This is a genomic window from Microbulbifer aggregans (assembly GCF_001750105.1).
Classification (GTDB): Bacteria; Pseudomonadota; Gammaproteobacteria; order Pseudomonadales; family Cellvibrionaceae; genus Microbulbifer; species Microbulbifer aggregans.
In genome coordinates, this window is record NZ_CP014143.1 from 1,237,798 (window position 1) to 1,254,515 (window position 16,718).

The 16,718-nt window shown below is 58.6% G+C and carries 15 protein-coding genes and 1 tRNA gene; 11 read left to right on the forward strand and 5 right to left on the reverse strand.

Annotated elements, in window-relative coordinates; translation table 11 throughout:
- Positions 1-200: 200 nt before the first annotated feature.
- Positions 201-881 carry a monofunctional biosynthetic peptidoglycan transglycosylase gene (mtgA, locus tag AUP74_RS05310; RefSeq protein WP_069946666.1) on the reverse strand — a complete coding sequence of 227 codons (681 nt, stop codon included), beginning with the start codon at positions 879-881 and terminating at the stop codon, positions 201-203.
- A gap of 423 nt (positions 882-1,304) precedes the next feature.
- Between mtgA and AUP74_RS05315 the strand changes: the two genes are divergently transcribed.
- Positions 1,305-2,075, forward strand: a complete 771-nt coding sequence (locus AUP74_RS05315) for an alpha/beta hydrolase (RefSeq protein ID WP_069946667.1) — start codon at positions 1,305-1,307, stop codon at positions 2,073-2,075.
- A gap of 290 nt (positions 2,076-2,365) precedes the next feature.
- The gene (locus AUP74_RS05320; RefSeq protein ID WP_069946668.1) at positions 2,366-4,060 is read left to right on the forward strand and encodes an alkaline phosphatase D family protein; all 1,695 of its coding nucleotides are present in this window, start codon (positions 2,366-2,368) and stop codon (positions 4,058-4,060) included.
- Between the two features lie 401 nt (positions 4,061-4,461).
- Here AUP74_RS05320 and AUP74_RS05325 read toward each other — a convergent pair whose 3' ends face one another.
- Both AUP74_RS05325 and AUP74_RS05330 read right to left on the reverse strand, forming a co-directional pair.
- Entirely contained in the window at positions 4,462-5,301 is an 840-nt protein-coding gene (locus tag AUP74_RS05325; RefSeq protein WP_069946669.1) for a 23S rRNA (adenine(2030)-N(6))-methyltransferase RlmJ, read from the reverse strand.
- Between the two features lie 726 nt (positions 5,302-6,027).
- Positions 6,028-6,104: transfer RNA gene (locus AUP74_RS05330), tRNA-Arg, on the reverse strand.
- A gap of 375 nt (positions 6,105-6,479) precedes the next feature.
- Here AUP74_RS05330 and AUP74_RS05335 point away from each other — a divergent pair.
- From AUP74_RS05335 to AUP74_RS05345, 3 genes are all read left to right on the forward strand, one after another.
- Entirely contained in the window at positions 6,480-6,896 is a 417-nt protein-coding gene (locus tag AUP74_RS05335) for a c-type cytochrome (RefSeq protein ID WP_069946670.1), read from the forward strand.
- A gap of 306 nt (positions 6,897-7,202) precedes the next feature.
- The gene (locus AUP74_RS05340; protein ID WP_069946671.1) at positions 7,203-7,568 is read left to right on the forward strand and encodes a hypothetical protein; all 366 of its coding nucleotides are present in this window, start codon (positions 7,203-7,205) and stop codon (positions 7,566-7,568) included.
- Positions 7,568-8,419, forward strand: a complete 852-nt coding sequence (locus AUP74_RS05345) for a hypothetical protein (protein ID WP_145924324.1) — start codon at positions 7,568-7,570, stop codon at positions 8,417-8,419. Before AUP74_RS05340 ends, AUP74_RS05345 begins: the two co-directional genes overlap by 1 nt.
- 119 nt (positions 8,420-8,538) lie before the next feature.
- Here the strand turns inward: AUP74_RS05345 and AUP74_RS05350 are convergent, their stop codons facing one another.
- Positions 8,539-10,524, reverse strand: coding sequence for an Ig-like domain-containing protein (locus AUP74_RS05350; protein WP_069946673.1), 1,986 nt, complete (start codon positions 10,522-10,524; stop codon positions 8,539-8,541).
- Positions 10,525-10,754: 230 nt separating this feature from the next.
- The gene (gene rep, locus AUP74_RS05355) at positions 10,755-12,788 is read right to left on the reverse strand and encodes a DNA helicase Rep (protein ID WP_069946674.1); all 2,034 of its coding nucleotides are present in this window, start codon (positions 12,786-12,788) and stop codon (positions 10,755-10,757) included.
- 175 nt (positions 12,789-12,963) lie between these two features.
- Here rep and AUP74_RS05360 point away from each other — a divergent pair, with 175 nt between their 5' ends.
- Genes AUP74_RS05360 through AUP74_RS05385 form a run of 6 tightly spaced genes read left to right on the forward strand, consistent with a single transcriptional unit; the run spans position 12,964 to position 16,674 of the window.
- Entirely contained in the window at positions 12,964-13,185 is a 222-nt protein-coding gene (locus tag AUP74_RS05360) for a DUF3565 domain-containing protein (RefSeq protein ID WP_069946675.1), read from the forward strand.
- Positions 13,185-13,649 carry a YaiI/YqxD family protein gene (locus tag AUP74_RS05365; protein WP_069946676.1) on the forward strand — a complete coding sequence of 155 codons (465 nt, stop codon included), beginning with the start codon at positions 13,185-13,187 and terminating at the stop codon, positions 13,647-13,649. Before AUP74_RS05360 ends, AUP74_RS05365 begins: the two co-directional genes overlap by 1 nt.
- A complete protein-coding gene (locus AUP74_RS05370) occupies positions 13,642-14,154 on the forward strand; it encodes a GNAT family N-acetyltransferase (RefSeq protein WP_083260836.1) in 513 nt (170 codons plus the stop codon). The genes AUP74_RS05365 and AUP74_RS05370 overlap by 8 nt, the downstream gene beginning before the upstream one ends.
- A gap of 25 nt (positions 14,155-14,179) precedes the next feature.
- The gene (gene bla, locus AUP74_RS05375; protein ID WP_069946677.1) at positions 14,180-15,070 is read left to right on the forward strand and encodes a subclass B3 metallo-beta-lactamase; all 891 of its coding nucleotides are present in this window, start codon (positions 14,180-14,182) and stop codon (positions 15,068-15,070) included.
- Positions 15,063-15,638, forward strand: a complete 576-nt coding sequence (locus AUP74_RS05380) for a GNAT family N-acetyltransferase (protein ID WP_069946678.1) — start codon at positions 15,063-15,065, stop codon at positions 15,636-15,638. The genes bla and AUP74_RS05380 overlap by 8 nt, the downstream gene beginning before the upstream one ends.
- 28 nt (positions 15,639-15,666) lie before the next feature.
- A complete protein-coding gene (locus AUP74_RS05385) occupies positions 15,667-16,674 on the forward strand; it encodes a D-cysteine desulfhydrase family protein (protein WP_069946679.1) in 1,008 nt (335 codons plus the stop codon).
- Positions 16,675-16,718 lie beyond the last annotated feature (44 nt).

The following is a 16,718-nucleotide window of genomic DNA, read 5'->3' on the forward strand; positions in this document are numbered from 1 at the left end:
TTGAAAGCTCTTCGTTATGAGAATTAGGGGCGCTTTTTGTCACGCAGAACCCCAGATCCTAGCACAGCCACTATCGGCAAAAGCGAAATCGGCGCCAGTTGCTCGCGAATCCAAGGCGATTCGTCGCAAGGGTGCCAATCTGCAGTAGATCCTGGCTAGGTGATGCGATTCTTGGGGGGTACGAGCTTGGGGTGCTGGGGTCACAAGGTCCCGAGGTAGGCACTGCCCCCCAGCTGGCGCACCTGCCGGTTGATCGTCACCGCGCGGCTGCGCACATAGTGTGAGGGATACTGGGCCGACATGCGTTTCGGGTTGGGGAGCACGGCCGCCATTCTCCCGGCCTGCCAGCTGCTGAGGTAACGCGCAGAAGTACCAAAGAATTGGTTGGCGGCCGCCTGGGCCCCGTAAACGCCGTTACCGAACTCGGCGATATTGAGGTAAACCTCCAGAATCCGCTCCTTGGGCCACAGCACTTCCATCAATATGGTGAACCACGCCTCCAGTCCCTTGCGCACATAACTGCGGCCATGCCACAGGAACAGGTTCTTGGCCGTCTGCTGGGTGATGGTGCTGGCACCACGAGGGCGCCTCCGGTCTTCGCTGATCGCCTTTTTCAGCGAGGCGAAATCGAAGCCAAAGTGGTGGGCAAACTTCTGGTCTTCTGCCGCGATTACGGCCATCTGTAGATTTGGGGAAACCTTCTCCAGTGGCTGCCACTCATGCCGGGCTTCCTGACCAGAGCCCAATTCCCAGGCGAAGATTACAGCAGAGGAGGGCGGGTCTACCCAGCGCAGCATCAGCACCATCAGGGCTGTTGTACCGACGAACACACCGGACAACCAGAAAGTGATTCGCGTAAGTAATTTCAGTTTGCGAGCCATGGCGGATTGGGTTTGACGTCGTGGGTGGGTGCGACTGAGACAGGAGGGGCTAGTAGAGGTTCCCGGAGCGTGATCTGACGTTGGTTTTCTCTTTCTTTGCCATTTATCAATTTGGCGACCAACAAAGGGTTGACGGGAAAATTATCTAGAAAACTGGCAGGTCACTAAAGGCTATTCACGCCAACTTTCCCCTGTGCGCCCTGATATCACTTGTCTATTGGCGACAACTCTCATATACAGACTAAATGGCATAAACGCATAGCAATATACCTATTGCTGTGGTTGCGACATGCCTGGACTCTTCGTGGAGGGGGCTTTGCAGTCGCAAGCAAATGAGGGGTACGCAGAGGCGTCGCTGGTTATGAGAAGAGTCGTGAGCGCGTAATGAGGTAATTCAACCATTCCAATAATAAGGAAAACACCATGCAACTCTCATGTACGAAACATTTCCGTTTCGCCCTGATCCTGCTTTTCAGCACCCTGATGACGTCGCTGTCTGTACAGAGTGCTACCCGTCCTGCCACCGAAGACGCTCTTGATGCGATGGAGTCGAGCTTCGTGATCGAGGTGACAGAGACTCCCGGATTTATTCGTTTTGATAATCGTTTCAGTAATAAAACCGTAGGCCTTTTGATTGAGCCGGGTGGTGAAGTTGATCCGGTGGCCTATGCGCGCATCGCCCGTAAGATTGCAGGTGCAGGATATCCTGTTGTTATCGACAAAACCCCGAGCGAACTGGTGATCGCGGGTGTGATGCCCTCCATGGTGGGCGTAGTAAAGCAGTCAAACCCCGATATCACTGCCTGGGCATTGGCCGGGCACTCGCTTGGTGGGGTCATTGCAGGGCGGTACATTGCTCAGAACCCAGCAGACATCAGCGTCAAGGGCCTGGCCTTGTGGGCCTCTTTCCCCGATCCCAACATGCCAATTTCCTATCGCACCGACCTGATCGTTGCCTCGATCTACGGTGAAATGGATTGTCTGGTGCCCAAGGAGGATGTACTGGGTCTGGCCTGGACTCTGCCTTTTACTGCCACCATTGTGCAAATGGACGGAGCCAACCATGCCCAGTGGGGAGACTATGGCCCGCAGGAGGGAGATTGCGAAGCCGAGATCACCCCAACGCAACAGAAGATTCGCGGTAAACGTTCAACTATCGAGCTGGTACTGAGCCAAATCGAATCATCTCAGTAACTGAGTTTTGCGCCTATGTTCTGATCCAAGCGATTGGATCCGATTTAAAAAATAAAAATTTTCCGATGACGTTCTCAATTCTAGAGAACAGATTCGTCCCTGCTGCCACCCCTAGGGTGGCTTTTTTTATCTCAATTATTGCAAGACGGTTGTGGTGCATTGCAGGCGCAGGCAAGCCTTCTGTGTGAGCCAGAGCTTGGCTCACGCTGATTCACTTTAGTAGAGTGGCTGTTCAGGGCCTTCAGGTCATTCGTCACCTTTCATAAGCACAACAACACAGGCGTGACATTTTGAACAGATTTTCCCGGCGTAATTTTATCAAGACAGCACTTGCCGCCAGCGGCGGCGTGATGGTCTCCACTTCCCTGCAGGCCATGAGCCGGCCGGAGCTCCCCTCGCAGGTCAGCTTTAGTCACGGGGTCGCCAGCGGTGACCCGCTGCAAGATGCGGTAATTCTCTGGACCCGGGCCACGCCGGCTTCTTCGGTGAGAGATGGTGAGCCGATCAAGGTCACCTGGGAACTGGCCCGGGACGAGCAGTTTGTGGATGTGCTGCGTCGGGGCAGTGCTGAGACGAGTTCGGGGCGCGACTATACCATCAAGATCGATGTGCAGGGGCTAGAGCCGAATACCGCCTACTACTATCGCTTTGTCGGCGCCAGTGAGCAGAGCCCGGTGGGCCGCACCAAGACCCTGCCCGCCGGTGGCGTGGAGCAGGTAAAACTGGCCGTATTCTCCTGTTCCAATTACCCGGCCGGTTACTTCAATGCCTATGCGCTGGCCGCCCAGCGCGGTGACTGGGATGCGGTGCTTCATCTCGGCGACTACATCTACGAGTATCCGGCGGACGGTTATGCCACTGAGCGTGCGGCAGAAATTGGCCGCGCGCTGCCAGAAGACAATGCCGGCGAGATTCTGTCGCTGGCGGACTATCGCAAGCGTTACGCCCTCTACCGTGCCGATAACGGCCTGCAAGCATTGCACGCGGCAGCGCCGTTTATCACCGTCTGGGATGACCACGAAGTTGCCAATGATGCCTGGAAGGGCGGAGCAGAAAATCACAGCCCGGAAGAGGGGGATTTTTTCGAGCGCCGTGCGGCCGCGATTCAGGCCTATTACGAATGGCTGCCCATTCGCCCACCACAGGGCGAGACCAAGCCGCAGATCTACCGTAGCTTCCAGTTCGGTGACCTGATAGACCTGCATATGCTGGACACCCGGGTTATCGGCCGCGATGAGCAGCTGCAGTTTTCTCGCTATCTGGGCGAGGATGGCAGTTTCGATGGCCGTGCCTTTGGTGCGGCGCTGGCAGATCCGGAACGCACCCTGCTCGGCCCGACACAGCGCAACTGGCTGGCGGAAACGCTGCAGCAATCCACAGGCAAATGGCAGCTGCTGGGCCAGCAGGTGCTGATGGGCAAGATGTTCCTGCCGGCGGAAATCCTCATGAGCTACTACAGTCGGGGCAAGAGGCCAGATCCCACCCGCGAACTGGTTGAGCTGAAAATGGCCAGCCTGAAGGGTGAGCCGCTGAGCGAAGCCCAGCGTGGGCGGCTGCAGCAGCTGGTGCCTTACAACCTGGATGCCTGGGACGGCTATGCGGTGGAGCGCGAGGCGCTGTACCGGCATGTGGCGGAGCTGGGCAAGAACCTGGTGGTAGTGGCAGGGGATACCCACAATGCCTGGTATAACCACCTGAAGGATGACAGCGGCCGTTTAATCGGGCTGGAATTTGCTACGCCCAGTGTTACTTCACCAGGTATGGAGTCTTATCTGCAGCTGGATGAGCGAGCAGCGCAGGAGCTTGCCCATGGCATGCCGGTTCTGATCGACGACCTGCAGTACTGCAACCTGCACCAGCGTGGCTTTATGGCGCTGACCTTCAGCCGTGATGAAGTGCGGGCAGAATGGACGTTTGTGGATAACATCGACAGCACTGAATTCGCTGAGGTCGGCCGCCACCAAGTTGTCCATCAGCTGGTGTGACTGGGAAGCAGGCCGTTAATTCTTTGTGCCAGTCGAAAGGATAAAAGACACGTTCCGGGCCACTGAGAAAGGAGTTAGGGCTACATACCTTCGCATAAGTGCGCATATTACCCGGTGGCTCGAATTTGAAAGGTGCGCATCGAGTGCTGAGGTCGTTTATGCACAAATTGGCGATCGGCGAGTGATAGGCGGAGAGGATGCCCCCTCGTCATATTCAGGGCGAGGAACAACAAGAATGGAATGAGTGCACGGTTCATATGCTTGCCCTGGAGCAACCGAAACGAGAAGAAAAAAGCCCCCGCACTTGCAGGAGGTAAGGCACATCGAACATGCGATGTGCCTTGTCCGTCGTTAGCCCTAGCCCAAGGGTATTTTCTCGTCGGTGATGGGACGCATTGGTTTTACTCTGCGACTAGCGTGCGGCACTCATAGAAGTCTTCTCCTTCTTCGCCAAGCACGGAAGCCAGACCCGGCAGCAATTCCTGCATATCTCCCAACAACATCCACGGGGGATTGACGACAATCATGCCCGCCGATGTCATGCCCGGCCCATCGCTATCAGCGGCAATCCCGAGTTCGAACTGCACCACGTTGCGAACACCTGAGCTTTTGATCTGGTTCTCCAACTGGTCGATGCGCGCGCGCTCAACCACCGGGTACCAGAGCGCTACGGTGGCGGCAGGCATCCTGCGATAGATCAGCTTCAGTGCATCGATGACCCGCTGGTAGTCCTGCTTCATCTCGTAGGGTGGATCGATGAGGATGAAGGCGCGGCGCGATTGGGTGGGCAGCAAACCTGTAAGGGCGCGGAACCCATCCTCCTGGCGAATCTGCACATTGCCTGCCGAGCAGGAACGGCGTAATTCCGCCACATCGCTCGGGTGGAGTTCATACAGCCAGGCTTTGTCCTGCGGGCGCAGCAGGTTGCGGGCGATGGCAGGAGAACCGGGATAGACCCGCAGCCGCTCGTCCGGATTGTGCGACCAGATCTGCTCCAGGTAGGTCTGCAGGGTCGCCACATCCGGTGTGCACTGCAACAGGCGACCGATGCCATTGCGATATTCGTTGTTCTTGGCCGCCATGGCGCTCTGTAGGCGGTAGAGCCCGGCACCGGCGTGGGTATCGATATAGTCGAAGGCTTTGTCCTTCTTTTGCAGGTAGGTGAGGATTTCCACCTGCACAAGGTGCTTCAGCACGTCGGCAAAATTGCCGGCGTGGAAGCCGTGGCGATAACTGAGCATGGGACCCGTCTGAAAAATCTCAAATAGACAATCGGGCCTTTGGCCGGGGAGCGGCCGAGGCGGCTGTTGGGAGTAGCCTTGGGTGACGGACCGGGACCGGCCCACCAGGGATCTCGCGCGGATTTTGTGCCTATTCCGGGTGGCTGTAAACAAGATTTGAGCGGGAAGGATGGGGGCGTTTTTAGGGGTGGCAGATGCGCTAAAAACATGGGGTGGGGGGAGGGTTGGCTTTGCCCTTTGGGCTCGCTGGTCTCTGGTGGCTTTGCCTCCTCTCGCTCGAACCTGGGAGGCTTTTATCGAACTCTCTCGGACAAACCATATGCAGGAAATGCCGTTAGTTGGCTGAAGGAAGAGGGAATAGTACAGGGGGCTGCTGCGGGGAGAGGATTAGCTCCCTTCGGTCGCTGCTCTACAGCGGCGTTGCCGCTCTCGAGTCGAACGGAGGTTCGAACCTGGGCCTTCAGGCCCACCACATTCAAGAAGGGCATCTCGAAGGGTGGGGCTTGATGCGCGGAGGATTAGCTTCGCCCTTTGGGCTCGCTGGTCTCCGGTGGCTGCGCCACGTGGACTCGCGCGCGGCGCTCGGGGCTGCGCCCCGCCGTCGCGAGCTCCGGCGCCCTAATTTGCCTAGCAAATTAGTCGGCTCGAACCTGGGAATTGGTCGAAGCCCTTGGGCTTGGGTCGATATACAAAAAAGGCCACCCGTTGGGTGGCCTTTTTTGTATATGGCCCGCCCGAGAGGATTCGAACCTCTGACCTCTGCCTCCGGAGGGCAGCGCTCTATCCAGCTGAGCTACGGGCGGGAAACTCTGATTGTCTATCCGGCGCTGTGCCTGTTTCGGGGCGGGAAGCTTTCGGCTTCCGGCAGCGCTCCCCTCGCTTGGCTCGGGTCCGGCCACCAATCACAGATTGGCGTCGTTCGGCGGCGCGCAAGGCGGTGCCTTGCCTACGCTTGCCTCACCCAGCTGAGCTACGGGCGGATCTCGTATGGCTCTGAGGCCAGCGAGGACGCGGATTATACAGAAGGGGTGGGGGTCGGCAAAGTGGTTCTGGGCCAATTCCTTTGGCGCCGCCCTTCGCAGCGGGCGGCACAATGCTTATAATGCGCGGCTGGTAGAAGTGTGCGGCAAAAAGCCGGAAGTCTACGGGCTGCGACGGTGGCCTCTAGGGGGAGAGAAATGAAGAAGATTGTAGGTATCGTGGCGGCCCTGGCTCTGGGTGCGACCGTGGCAGTAGCCCAGTCCGTGGATGAGCAGATTGCGGAGCGCCTGACCGCGCCAGACAACATCTGCATGCAGGGCGACGAGTGTGCCGCTGCGGCTCCGGCAGCAACTGCTTCCGCCGGTGGCGGCACCCGCTCCGGTGAAGACGTGTACAACGGCTCCTGTCAGACCTGCCATGCGGCTGGTGTGGCCGGTGCACCCAAGCTCGGTGATGCCGCGGCCTGGTCTCCGCGTATCGCTCAGGGCATGGAGACCCTCTACACCCACGCCATCAATGGCTTCAATGCCATGCCGGCCAAGGGCCTGTGTGCGGACTGCAGCGACGAAGAGATTCAGGCTGCCGTCGACTACATGGCGGAGAACAGCAAGTAAGCGACTGCTTACTCCTGTTGCGAAAAGGCCGCTCATCGAGCGGCCTTTTTTGTGCCGGCCGGGGTTCTCCGCTTCCGGTTCACCCCCTATTCCTTCATCCCCCCCTTAGCAGTGATGTGAGCTTCATCGGCGGTTTTATCGCGCGTTTCGATAATTTACGCGCCAAAAACCGATAAGCAGGTGTCATTCCCCCTGTGATCAAGTTAGATTCCAGATCCTCTTAAGATTGCTCTGTTGGTCTTTTGTTCTGCTTTAGGGCTATCGGGCAAAGAAAAATAATTATTTAGATGCAGGAAGGGAGACCCGATGTCCTATCAATGGAAGAACAATCTGGCCTGTCAGGCGACTTACAAGATCCTGTCCGGGCGCAACAAGATGGATCAGTTTGATCCGGAGGATTACTCCCTGGCCGAAGCGGGCGAGCTCAAGCTGCGGGATCTGCGCTTCCGTATCACCAGCACCGATGCCTTTGATGGCTTCGAGGCCAAGCAGACGGCACTGCTGTTCTTTAAAGCCCTGCGAGACGATTACAGCCCCAAAAAGGAAAACCGCGAGATCACCAGTAACCAGTTCGTGCTTACCCTGGTCGAGCTGTTCCGGAGCGATGAAAAGACCCTGACCGATCTCGCCGCCACCGTGGATGAGTTCTGCAAATTCGAGGATGAGTTCTGATGAGGCGTATAACCCCTGAGCTCGCTGCCGCCGCGGTCGCGTTGTCGATGACGGCAACGGTGCTTGCAGCGGAAGATGATCGCAAAGCGCAATTCGCCCCGACGCTCCTCAGTGCAGAGTCTGACAGTACGGTGCTGGGACTGAGTTATGAGTTGGCCAACTCGGGGCGCCGCAACTTTGCATCGCCGGCAGCCGCAGATAGTGACGAGTGGGAAGACCCAAACATCGACGCACTGGAGTGGGGCTATACCCTGAAAGGGGTGCTGACCGGGAACCCGGATGACAATCCGGAGAATTTTGCCGAGCTGGACGTGTACCTGAATTACTCCCGGCTGGCTCTGAATCTGCCGGTGCAGGAGTTTGGTGCGGTGTACAGGTACGAGGCGGACCAGTCGTTCGACAACAAACAGTCCGTGGTCGGCCTGCGCTACACCGCGCATGTCAGCCGTCTGGTGCCCGACACTTATCGCACCAGCGGCGATCTATTGATACGAGCCACCCTGGGTGAAGTCACCCCGCTGACCGATACCGCCCGTGAGGCTGTGCTGGGCAGCGGGCCGGATAGTTACCAGCGCTGGGATGCCATTGCCCTGTACAAGGTGCCGGTGCGGGACTGGTTGGGCGATTACAGCGAGGATCTCGAGATCAGCTACCGCTATTTTGAGGAACTGGATCCGCCAGAGGCGATTCAGGAAGCGGGCCTGGAAAACTCCGAGTATTTCTCGGTAGTCCTGAACCTGAAAAACAATCTCTTCGTCGCCTACACCGAGGGTGAACTGCCAACCGACCTGGAAGAAGACAAGACCTTCAAGCTCGGCTGGAGCTGGGAGTTGGGCGACCTGGTGCGCTGACCAGCTCGGGTTGCCTGCTCAGCAGGCAGCCCGGTTGTGGATCATGGAGATGTGGGGGGCATCCCAGACCAGTGGTCGCATGCAGAGTTATTGGGCGGATCCTCCGGTAGGAGCTCCGCCTAACTTCCCGGTAAAGTACAAAGGGAGAGGTCGCTGTAATTTGGATGGAAAAAAGTCAGTGAATTGTTCTTATATCCGCCATCCTCTGTCCCGAAGGCGGCGTGTTCTTGCCAGATCAGCGCCAGCTGATTTGACTGGCGTACACTGAAGCTCCCACTGATGTCCCCCCATTGGCCCATGGGGCCAAAGGCATCAAGCTGGGACCAGCCGGAGGCCTCGTCAAAGCAGAAAAGGTAAAAATTGTCGACTGCGGGAACATGCATAACCCAGCTGTCGTTGACTGGTATCGGTGGATGATCCAGTGTGGGGGTGGCAAGCCCGATAGCCCCGAGGCTTTCTTGTTCGTCCCAGGACATCCCTGAGAAGAGCCAGGTTGCTGAACCGGCTCCTAGAGAGTCAGCTACGAGCATCAGGGCTCTTTCGCCGCTCCAGCTTAGCTCTATCTCGGTACCGACGCGCATCACTCCATAGGCATAGATTTCCTGGAGTGACCAACCATCGGTTAGGGTGCGAGTAGCCAATTGCAACCCAGATTCATTGAAGTCGAACTCATCCCGTCTCGGAGCGTAGGTGATAGGTATCGCGAGGCTTCCGGTTGCACTTATTGCTGGGCGTCTGGGGCCACCTGCATCGAGGGATATCGGTAACTCCTCGACAATTATCTCGATTGGCTGCTGATCGAAATTAAAGCGATGGGTCTGTAGTAATTTCTGGCCATCTTCTTTCTCAATGACTCTTGTAAGTGCAGCATAACCCTGGCGATTGGCATTCATTGACCTGATGTCGCGAGGTAGTTCAATCATCTCCTGAGACCATATGCCATCTGGAGTGCGAGTTTTGCACTGGGTAAGCAAGACCGAGGTGTTTAGCCAGCAGGCAAGCAAGCTACCTGAGTCACTCTTGAAAAGGTAATTGGGTTCGTAAAAGGCGTCTTCTGTGCTTTCACTAAGGGTGACGAAGGATGCCTGCTTTGTTTGTGTATTGATGTCGGCGCTCAATGCAGCGGTAGGAGTGATCCAGAAAAGCGTCACGACTTGGTCTCTGAATGTACTTCTCAAGACGCTGCCATGCGATTGCAGCTCGAAATTCTGAAATACGTTAAATTTCTCTTCGAGAGAGTTTGTTGCCGCGTTGAAAACCTGCAGGTCCACTGTGAATTGACCGGAACTTGATCCGGTTAGGAGCGCGATATTACCTTTCTCGTTAGATGGCAGTCCAAAAGTGGAAAACCATGGTGCGTTGTTGAGCCTTTGTCTGTCTGAGCCGATGAGATAATAGTCTCCGACGGTAACTTCTCTTGTGCCGAGGTCAACACCTTCATAGTTCAGTATTACTTCAGTATTACCAACTGAGCGAGGGGTGAGATGTCCTGTCAGAGGTGATCGATCAGGGTGCACTATGACTGAATAAAGTGTTCCAGAGAAGTCGGCGATATCCGGGTTAGATGAGGTGTAAATGATGTCACCGAGAATCGAGAAGTCGGGTGCACCCTGAACTCTTGCGTGTGCATGCTTCAAAAAGGGCATGGCAGTGTTCTTTGGGAAGGTAATAGCCCGTTGTACCGTTTCAATCGAATGGATATAGGGTGAAACCGTGATGTCTATAGAATCTTCATGGCCCTGATGCGAGGCGGTAATGGTGGCTGAGCCGGTTTCAAGAGGGTGTACGTAAGTTGTCCCGTCAGTTGCCTCTATTTTGGCCACTGTGGTTGGGTCTACGGACCACTCTGCTGAAGATGTTATGTCCTCGGACGATCCATCTGAGTAGATCAGTGACAGGGAAATTGCCTGTTTTTCCCCATAGTAAAGAAGTTCGGTGGTGCTCAGGGATATGCTGACTTTTTGGGCAACCGGGGGGCTTTCAGTTTCTTCCTTGTTGCCTGAACCTGACGAGCTGCCCCCCCCTCCGCAAGCACACAGCAACAACGTAAGGATGGTACTGACGGCAAATGGAATAAAGCGTCGAGAGAACTCTTTAATCGTCATTATCATTTTTCTAATGCAGATATTTTGATTAGGCGTTATAGGTGCAGAAGAGCAGCATACACGCGAGTACACCGCGAAGTGGGTGCGCACCATGCTGTACTGAGGGGGTTGCCCGGCCTGAGAATACAAGAGTGCTGGGCATTAGTTAAGGTTTTGTGCTCGGTGTGGAATAGCTGCGCGCACCATAAAGAGCGCGCGATGCTATCGAAGAACAGAGCGTGAAATCTTGATTAATCAAACATACTTAGCAGCGACCCCAGCGTTTCCTCCCCCTTGGCCTGGTTCTGTTCCGGTGTCGCCTGCCCGAATCCCTCGAGGACGATATCATCCTCCGGCAGCTCGTCGAGGAAGCGGCTGGGGGTGGTGTCCTGGTTTTCGCCAAACTGTTTGCGCTTGCCCGCCAGGGTCATGGTCAGCGTGCGCTGGGCGCGGGTGATACCCACGTAGGTCAGTCGACGCTCTTCCTCGATATTGTCGTCCTCGATGCTGTTGCGGTGCGGCAGCAGGTTTTCCTCCATGCCGATCATGAACACATGGGGGTACTCGAGGCCTTTCGATGCATGCAGCGTCATCAGGCTGACCTTGTCGGTGGCCTCCTCCTCTTCCTGGCGCTCCAGCATGTCCCGCAGGATCAGCTTGGAGATGGCCTGCTCCAGCCGCACGTCCTGCTCCAGCTCATCGTCAGTGCCCTCCATGATCTTGGTGAGGCTGTCCAGTAGCCAGTACACGTTCTCCATGCGCTTCTCGGCCACTTTCTCGCTGCTGGCGTTCTGGCTGAGCCAGCCCGGGTAGTCGATATCGTCGAGCATTTCCCGCAGGGCGGCATCGGGGCTGTTCTCGCGGCAGTTGCGCTGTACGCCTTCCATCCACAACACGAATCGGTTCAGGCGTTCGTAGCCCTGCTCGTTGATGTGCTCACGGAAGCCCATTTCTGAGCAGGCATTGAACATGGAGATCTCGCGCCCCTTGGCATAGTTGCCGAGCGCCTCCAGGGTGCTGGTGCCGATCTGTCGCCGGGGCGTATTGATGATGCGCAGGAAGGCGTTGTCATCATCGGGGTTTACCAACAGGCGCAGGTAGGCCATCACGTCCTTGATCTCCGCGCGGGCAAAAAACGAGGTGCCGCCGGACATCTGGTAGGGGATCTGGTGCTCCTGCAGCTTCATCTCGATCAGCCGCGCCTGGTGGTTGCCACGGTACAGCACGGCGAAGTCCATAAACTTGGCGCCGCGACGGCTCTTCTGCAGGAAGATTTCGTTGGCGACCCGCTCGGCTTCCTCGGTCTCGTTGCCGACTTTGATCACGCGAATCTCTTCGCCGAGCCCCCTGTCGGACCACAGCGCCTTGTCGAACTCGTGCGGGTTGTGGGCGATCAGGTGGTTGGCCACCTTGAGAATACGGCTGGTGGAGCGGTAGTTCTGCTCCAGCTTGATCAGTCTCAGGCTGGGGAAGTCCTGCTTGAGCGCGCTCATATTCTCCGGCCGGGCCCCACGCCAGGCATAGATGGACTGGTCGTCGTCCCCCACCACGGTGAGGCCACCGCGGCCGCCCACCAGCAGTTTTACCAGCAGGTACTGGGAGTTATTGGTGTCCTGGTATTCGTCCACCAGCAGGTAGCGGATTTTCTTCCGCCAGCGGTGCAGCAGCTCGGGGTCTGATTCGAACAGCTGGACCGGCAGCAGGATCAGGTCGTCGAAGTCCACGGCGTTGTAGGCCTTGAGGGCATCGCAGTAGCGCGAATAGGCGATCGCGATGGCCTGCTCCCCGGCGCTCTGGGCCATTTCCAGGGCCTGGCGCGGGGTGAGCATGTCGTTCTTCCAGTTAGAGATCTGGTTCTGCACCCGGTCCAGCAGGTCGGTGTCCAGGTCGCCATCGCGGAGCATCAGCTCCTTGATCAGAGCCCGTGCGTCTTCGGCGTCGAAGATCGAGAAGCCGGGCTTGAAGCCGGCGGCCCGGTGCTCCTTGCGCAGGATATTGAGGCCCAGGTTGTGGAAGGTGGACACGGTCAGGCCGTGGGCGGCCTTGGAGCGTTTGCCATCGGCGCCGGACAGCAGCTTGCCGACCCGCTCCTTCATTTCGCGGGCGGCCTTGTTGGTAAAGGTCAGGGCGGCAATATTGCGCGCCGCATAGCCGCACTCCTCGATCAGGTAGGCGATCTTGCGCGTGATCACGCTGGTCTTGCCGGAACCGGCGCCGGCCAGCACCAGGCAAGGGCCGTCGATATATTTCACCGCCTCCGCCTGGCGGGGGTTGAGCTTGGTCATGGGCAATACATCTGGTCCGTGTCGAGGCCGGGCATTCTACCAGCCGAGAGGGGGCTCTTGCGCAACTGAATGGGCAGTCCGGAGCGCGAAGACTGACCGGGGGCGCGGCCCCTGTTCATATACTTTGGGCCACCGATTGGCTATAACGGCGCCTTACCGGAGCGGAAGTTACACCATGCAGCGAGCCATTACCGGCTTTCACCGGGACGAGGAGAGCCACTGGGTGGCGGAGCTGGAATGCGGACACTTCCAGCATGTGCGCCATGACCCGCCCTGGCAGAATCGCCCCTGGGTGATTACCGAACATGGCCGGGCCCGCATGCTGGGCGAGCGCCTCGATTGCAAAAAGTGCGACGAGGGTGCGCCGCCGGACCAAATCGAAGAGAGCGAAGACTGATGGCGAGAATCTGGGTGGATGCCGACGCGTGCCCCGTGGCGATCAAGGAAATCCTGTTCCGTGCCGCCGAACGCACCGGAACCGAAATGACGCTGGTCGCCAATCAGCCGGTGCGGGTGCCACCGTCCCGCTACATCAAGGCGATGCAGGTTACCTCGGGCTTCGACGTGGCCGATAACGAGATCGTCCAGCGCAGCGAAGAAGGCGATCTGATCATCACCAGCGATATTCCCCTCGCGGCCGAAGTGATCGAGAAGGGTGCCGAGGCATTGAGCCCGCGGGGCGAGCGTCATACCAAAGCGAATATCCGCGCGCGACTCAACATGCGCGATTTTATGGACACCATGCGTGCCAGCGGCATGCACACCGGCGGCCCGCCGCCGCTCAGCCAGATCGACCGCAAAGCCTTTGCCGACCAGCTCGACCGCTGGCTTGCCAGAAGCAAGAGGTCGGGCGGTGGATGATTCGGTGCGGTTGGTGGATCCGGCTCCAGAACACCTGCCGATCCTGATGTCGTGGATCACCGCGAAGGACCAGTGCGAACAGTGGGGAGGCCCGCTGTTCCGCTATCCGTTTACCCGGGAGAGTTTTCGCGAGGACTGTCGCTGGGGCGAGCTTGCAGGTGGGGCGCTGGTTGGGGGTGATGGCGAGCTGCTCGCCTTTGGTCAGTACTACTTGCGCCGCGACCGCTGCCACTTCGGCCGCCTGATTGTCTCGCCGGCCCACCGGGGTCTACGGCTGGGAGAGGAGTTGGTCCGCGAGCTGGCCCGAAAGGGCTGCGAAGAATTGGGTGCGGAAGAATGCTCCCTGTTCGTGCTGAAAGATAACGCTGCTGCGCAGGCGCTGTATGACCGGCTCGGGTTTGCGCGCGCTGATTACCCGGAACCCTTCGACTGGCTCGACCAGTGCGAGTATCTGGTGGCGCCGGCCGGGGCGCTGTGCGGACCTGCCGTGTCCAACACTCTATAACCGGGAACTGACAAGGATGCCCGTAATGAAAATAAAAACCCTGCTTTCCGCGGCAGCACTCGTACTGCTCTCTACCAATAGCGGTGCAGAATCCGCAGCGCCCCTGCCGCAACTGCGAGCCTATGAGGTGCCGGCCAGCTGGCGTCAGCCCATTGAACCCCTGCAGATTGCCGACCATACCTGGCAGATCGGCACCGCTGGCCTCAGTGCCCTGCTGGTGAAAACCGATGAGGGCGCGGTACTGATTGATGGCGGCATGCCGCAGATGGCCGACCTGTTGTTGCGCAATCTGGGCAAGCTCGGGGTGGCACCCGGTGAGCTGAAATGGATCCTGCACAGCCATGCCCACGCAGACCATGTGGGCCCGCTGGCAGCCATTCGACGCGCTACCGGGGCGCAGCTGGCCACCAGTGCCGAGTCTGCCCAGTTGCTCGCCCGCGGCGGTGCCGGCGACCTGCACTTCGGCGACGGCTTAATGTACCCGCCGCTAAACGCGGACCGCTTACTGCAGGACGGCGAGCGTCTCCCTGTTGGTGAGCTGGCACTGCAGGTGCACTTCACCCCGGGGCATACACCCGGCAGCCTCAGCTGGACCTGGACCGACACGCGCCAGGGTAAGCCGGTGCAGATTGCCTATGTGGACAGCCTGAGTGCTCCCGGTTACCAGCTGCTCGACAATCCCCGCTACCCGAAAATAGTCGATGACTATCGAGCGAGCTTCGCTCGCATCGGCCAGCTGCCCTGCGACCTGCTGCTGACACCGCACCCCGGGGGCAGCGGCTGGAAATACGGTGAGCAGGCGGAGCGGTCAAAGCCGATCAGCTGCGCCGCCTACGCCGACAACGCGCGTAAAAAACTGGATAAGCAGATTGCCAAAGAGCGCGCTGAGGTAGCCGGGCAGGGCGCGCGTGGTTGAACTGATCGAGCCCAGAACCACACGGCTGCAGTTACGCCAGTGGCGGGACAGTGACCGGGCACCGTTCGCAGAGATGAATGCGGATCCGCAGGTAATGGAATTTTTTCCGGCCCGGCTTACCCGCTCGGAGAGCGACGCCGGTATCGATCGCCAGATTGCCCATATTCAGGAGCACGGCTGGGGCTTCTGGGCGGTGGAGCAGCTGCAAGATGGGAAGTTTGTCGGTTTTGTTGGTATCAAAAATGTCGCGGACAACTTGCCATTTGCACCGGCGGTTGAGATTGGCTGGCGTCTGGGCGTGCCATTCTGGGGCCATGGCTATGCCACAGAGGCGGCCGAGGCGTCCCTGCAGGTGGCCTTCGACCGGCTCGGGCTGGAGCAGGTGGTATCGTTCACTACACTCACCAATGTCCGTTCGCAGGCGGTGATGGAGCGCCTGGGTATGCAACGGGATCCGGCAACCTTTGACCATCCACTGGTGCCGCCGGGTAATCCGCTGCGACGACATTGTCTCTACCGGCTTGCACAGCGGACCTGGCTTGATCGCAAAGAGACCGACCGCCAGTAAATCGACACGATAATTCAGGGACGAACTGATGCTGACCGACAAACTACCCCGGCAATCCCTCGGCTTTTTCCCCACCCCCCTGCACCCACTGGAGCGATTGACACAAGTAGTCGGTGGTCCGCGTCTGTTTATCAAGCGCGACGACCAGACCGGCCTGGCGCTGGGCGGCAATAAAACCCGCAAGCTGGAATTTATCCTGGCCGATGCCCTGGCCCAGGGGGCCGATGCCATCGTTACTGCCGGCGCGGCACAATCCAATCACTGCCGGCAGACTGCTGCGGCAGCGGCGTTGCTGGGCCTGGAATGCCATCTGTTACTGGGTGGGCGGGCGCCGACCACCGCCCAAGGCAACCTGCTGCTGGACCAGCTATTCGGCTGCCATATCCACTGGACGCCGGGCCACCGCAAGGGCGAGGACCTGGCTGAGGTGGTGCGCTATCTGGAACGGGCTGGTCGCAAGCCCTATGTGGCGCCCTATGGCGGCTCCAGCGATCTGGGTGCGCTGGCTTTCGTTGGCGCCCTCGAAGAGCTTCAATCCCAGTGGTCCGATCAGGGCGGGCCCTTCACACATATCGTGTTTGCCTCCAGTTCCGGCGGTACTCATGCCGGCCTGATGGTCGGCGCACGCTTGCTGGGCCTGTCGACAAGAATAGTGGGCATCAATATCGATAAAGGCGCAGGCGGTGAGCGGCCCTTTGACGAGCATATCCTCGACCTGGCCGGGCAGGCGGCTGCGCGGCTGGGCCATTCAGAGCCATTTACCAGAGACGACCTGATCCTGGACGATGACTATTTGGGTGAGGGCTACGGTGTGGTCGGCGATGCCGAGCGGGAAGCCATTAGCCTGCTGGCGCGTAGCGAGGGCATTCTGCTGGACCCGGTCTACACCGGCCGCGCCATGGCGGGCTTGCTGGCACTGGTGCGCCGTGGCGCATTCAAGCCGTCTGATCGGGTGCTGTTCTGGCATACCGGCGGGGCACCGGCCCTGTTTGCCTACGGCGATCAACTCCAGCTTGGAGAAATACCGACCCTCTGAGGGCAGGGTAAGTCGTAGTTAGCGTCATAGGCAGCGTCAATCAC

Bases quoted from the DNA above. Each gene is read 5' to 3' on its own strand.
- AUP74_RS05335 (WP_069946670.1), top strand. From the start codon at position 6,480: ATGAAGAAGATTGTAGGTATCGTGGCGGCCCTGGCTCTGGGTGCGACC.
- AUP74_RS05340 (WP_069946671.1), top strand. From the start codon at position 7,203: ATGTCCTATCAATGGAAGAACAATCTGGCCTGTCAGGCGACTTACAAG.
- AUP74_RS05360 (WP_069946675.1), top strand. From the start codon at position 12,964: ATGCAGCGAGCCATTACCGGCTTTCACCGGGACGAGGAGAGCCACTGG.
- AUP74_RS05325 (WP_069946669.1), bottom strand. From the start codon at position 5,301: ATGCTCAGTTATCGCCACGGCTTCCACGCCGGCAATTTTGCCGACGTG.
- AUP74_RS05345 (WP_145924324.1), top strand. From the start codon at position 7,568: ATGAGGCGTATAACCCCTGAGCTCGCTGCCGCCGCGGTCGCGTTGTCG.
- AUP74_RS05385 (WP_069946679.1), top strand. From the start codon at position 15,667: ATGCTGACCGACAAACTACCCCGGCAATCCCTCGGCTTTTTCCCCACC.
- mtgA (WP_069946666.1), bottom strand. From the start codon at position 881: ATGGCTCGCAAACTGAAATTACTTACGCGAATCACTTTCTGGTTGTCC.
- AUP74_RS05350 (WP_069946673.1), bottom strand. From the start codon at position 10,524: ATGACGATTAAAGAGTTCTCTCGACGCTTTATTCCATTTGCCGTCAGT.
- AUP74_RS05365 (WP_069946676.1), top strand. From the start codon at position 13,185: ATGGCGAGAATCTGGGTGGATGCCGACGCGTGCCCCGTGGCGATCAAG.
- bla (WP_069946677.1), top strand. From the start codon at position 14,180: ATGAAAATAAAAACCCTGCTTTCCGCGGCAGCACTCGTACTGCTCTCT.
- rep (WP_069946674.1), bottom strand. From the start codon at position 12,788: ATGACCAAGCTCAACCCCCGCCAGGCGGAGGCGGTGAAATATATCGAC.
- AUP74_RS05315 (WP_069946667.1), top strand. From the start codon at position 1,305: ATGCAACTCTCATGTACGAAACATTTCCGTTTCGCCCTGATCCTGCTT.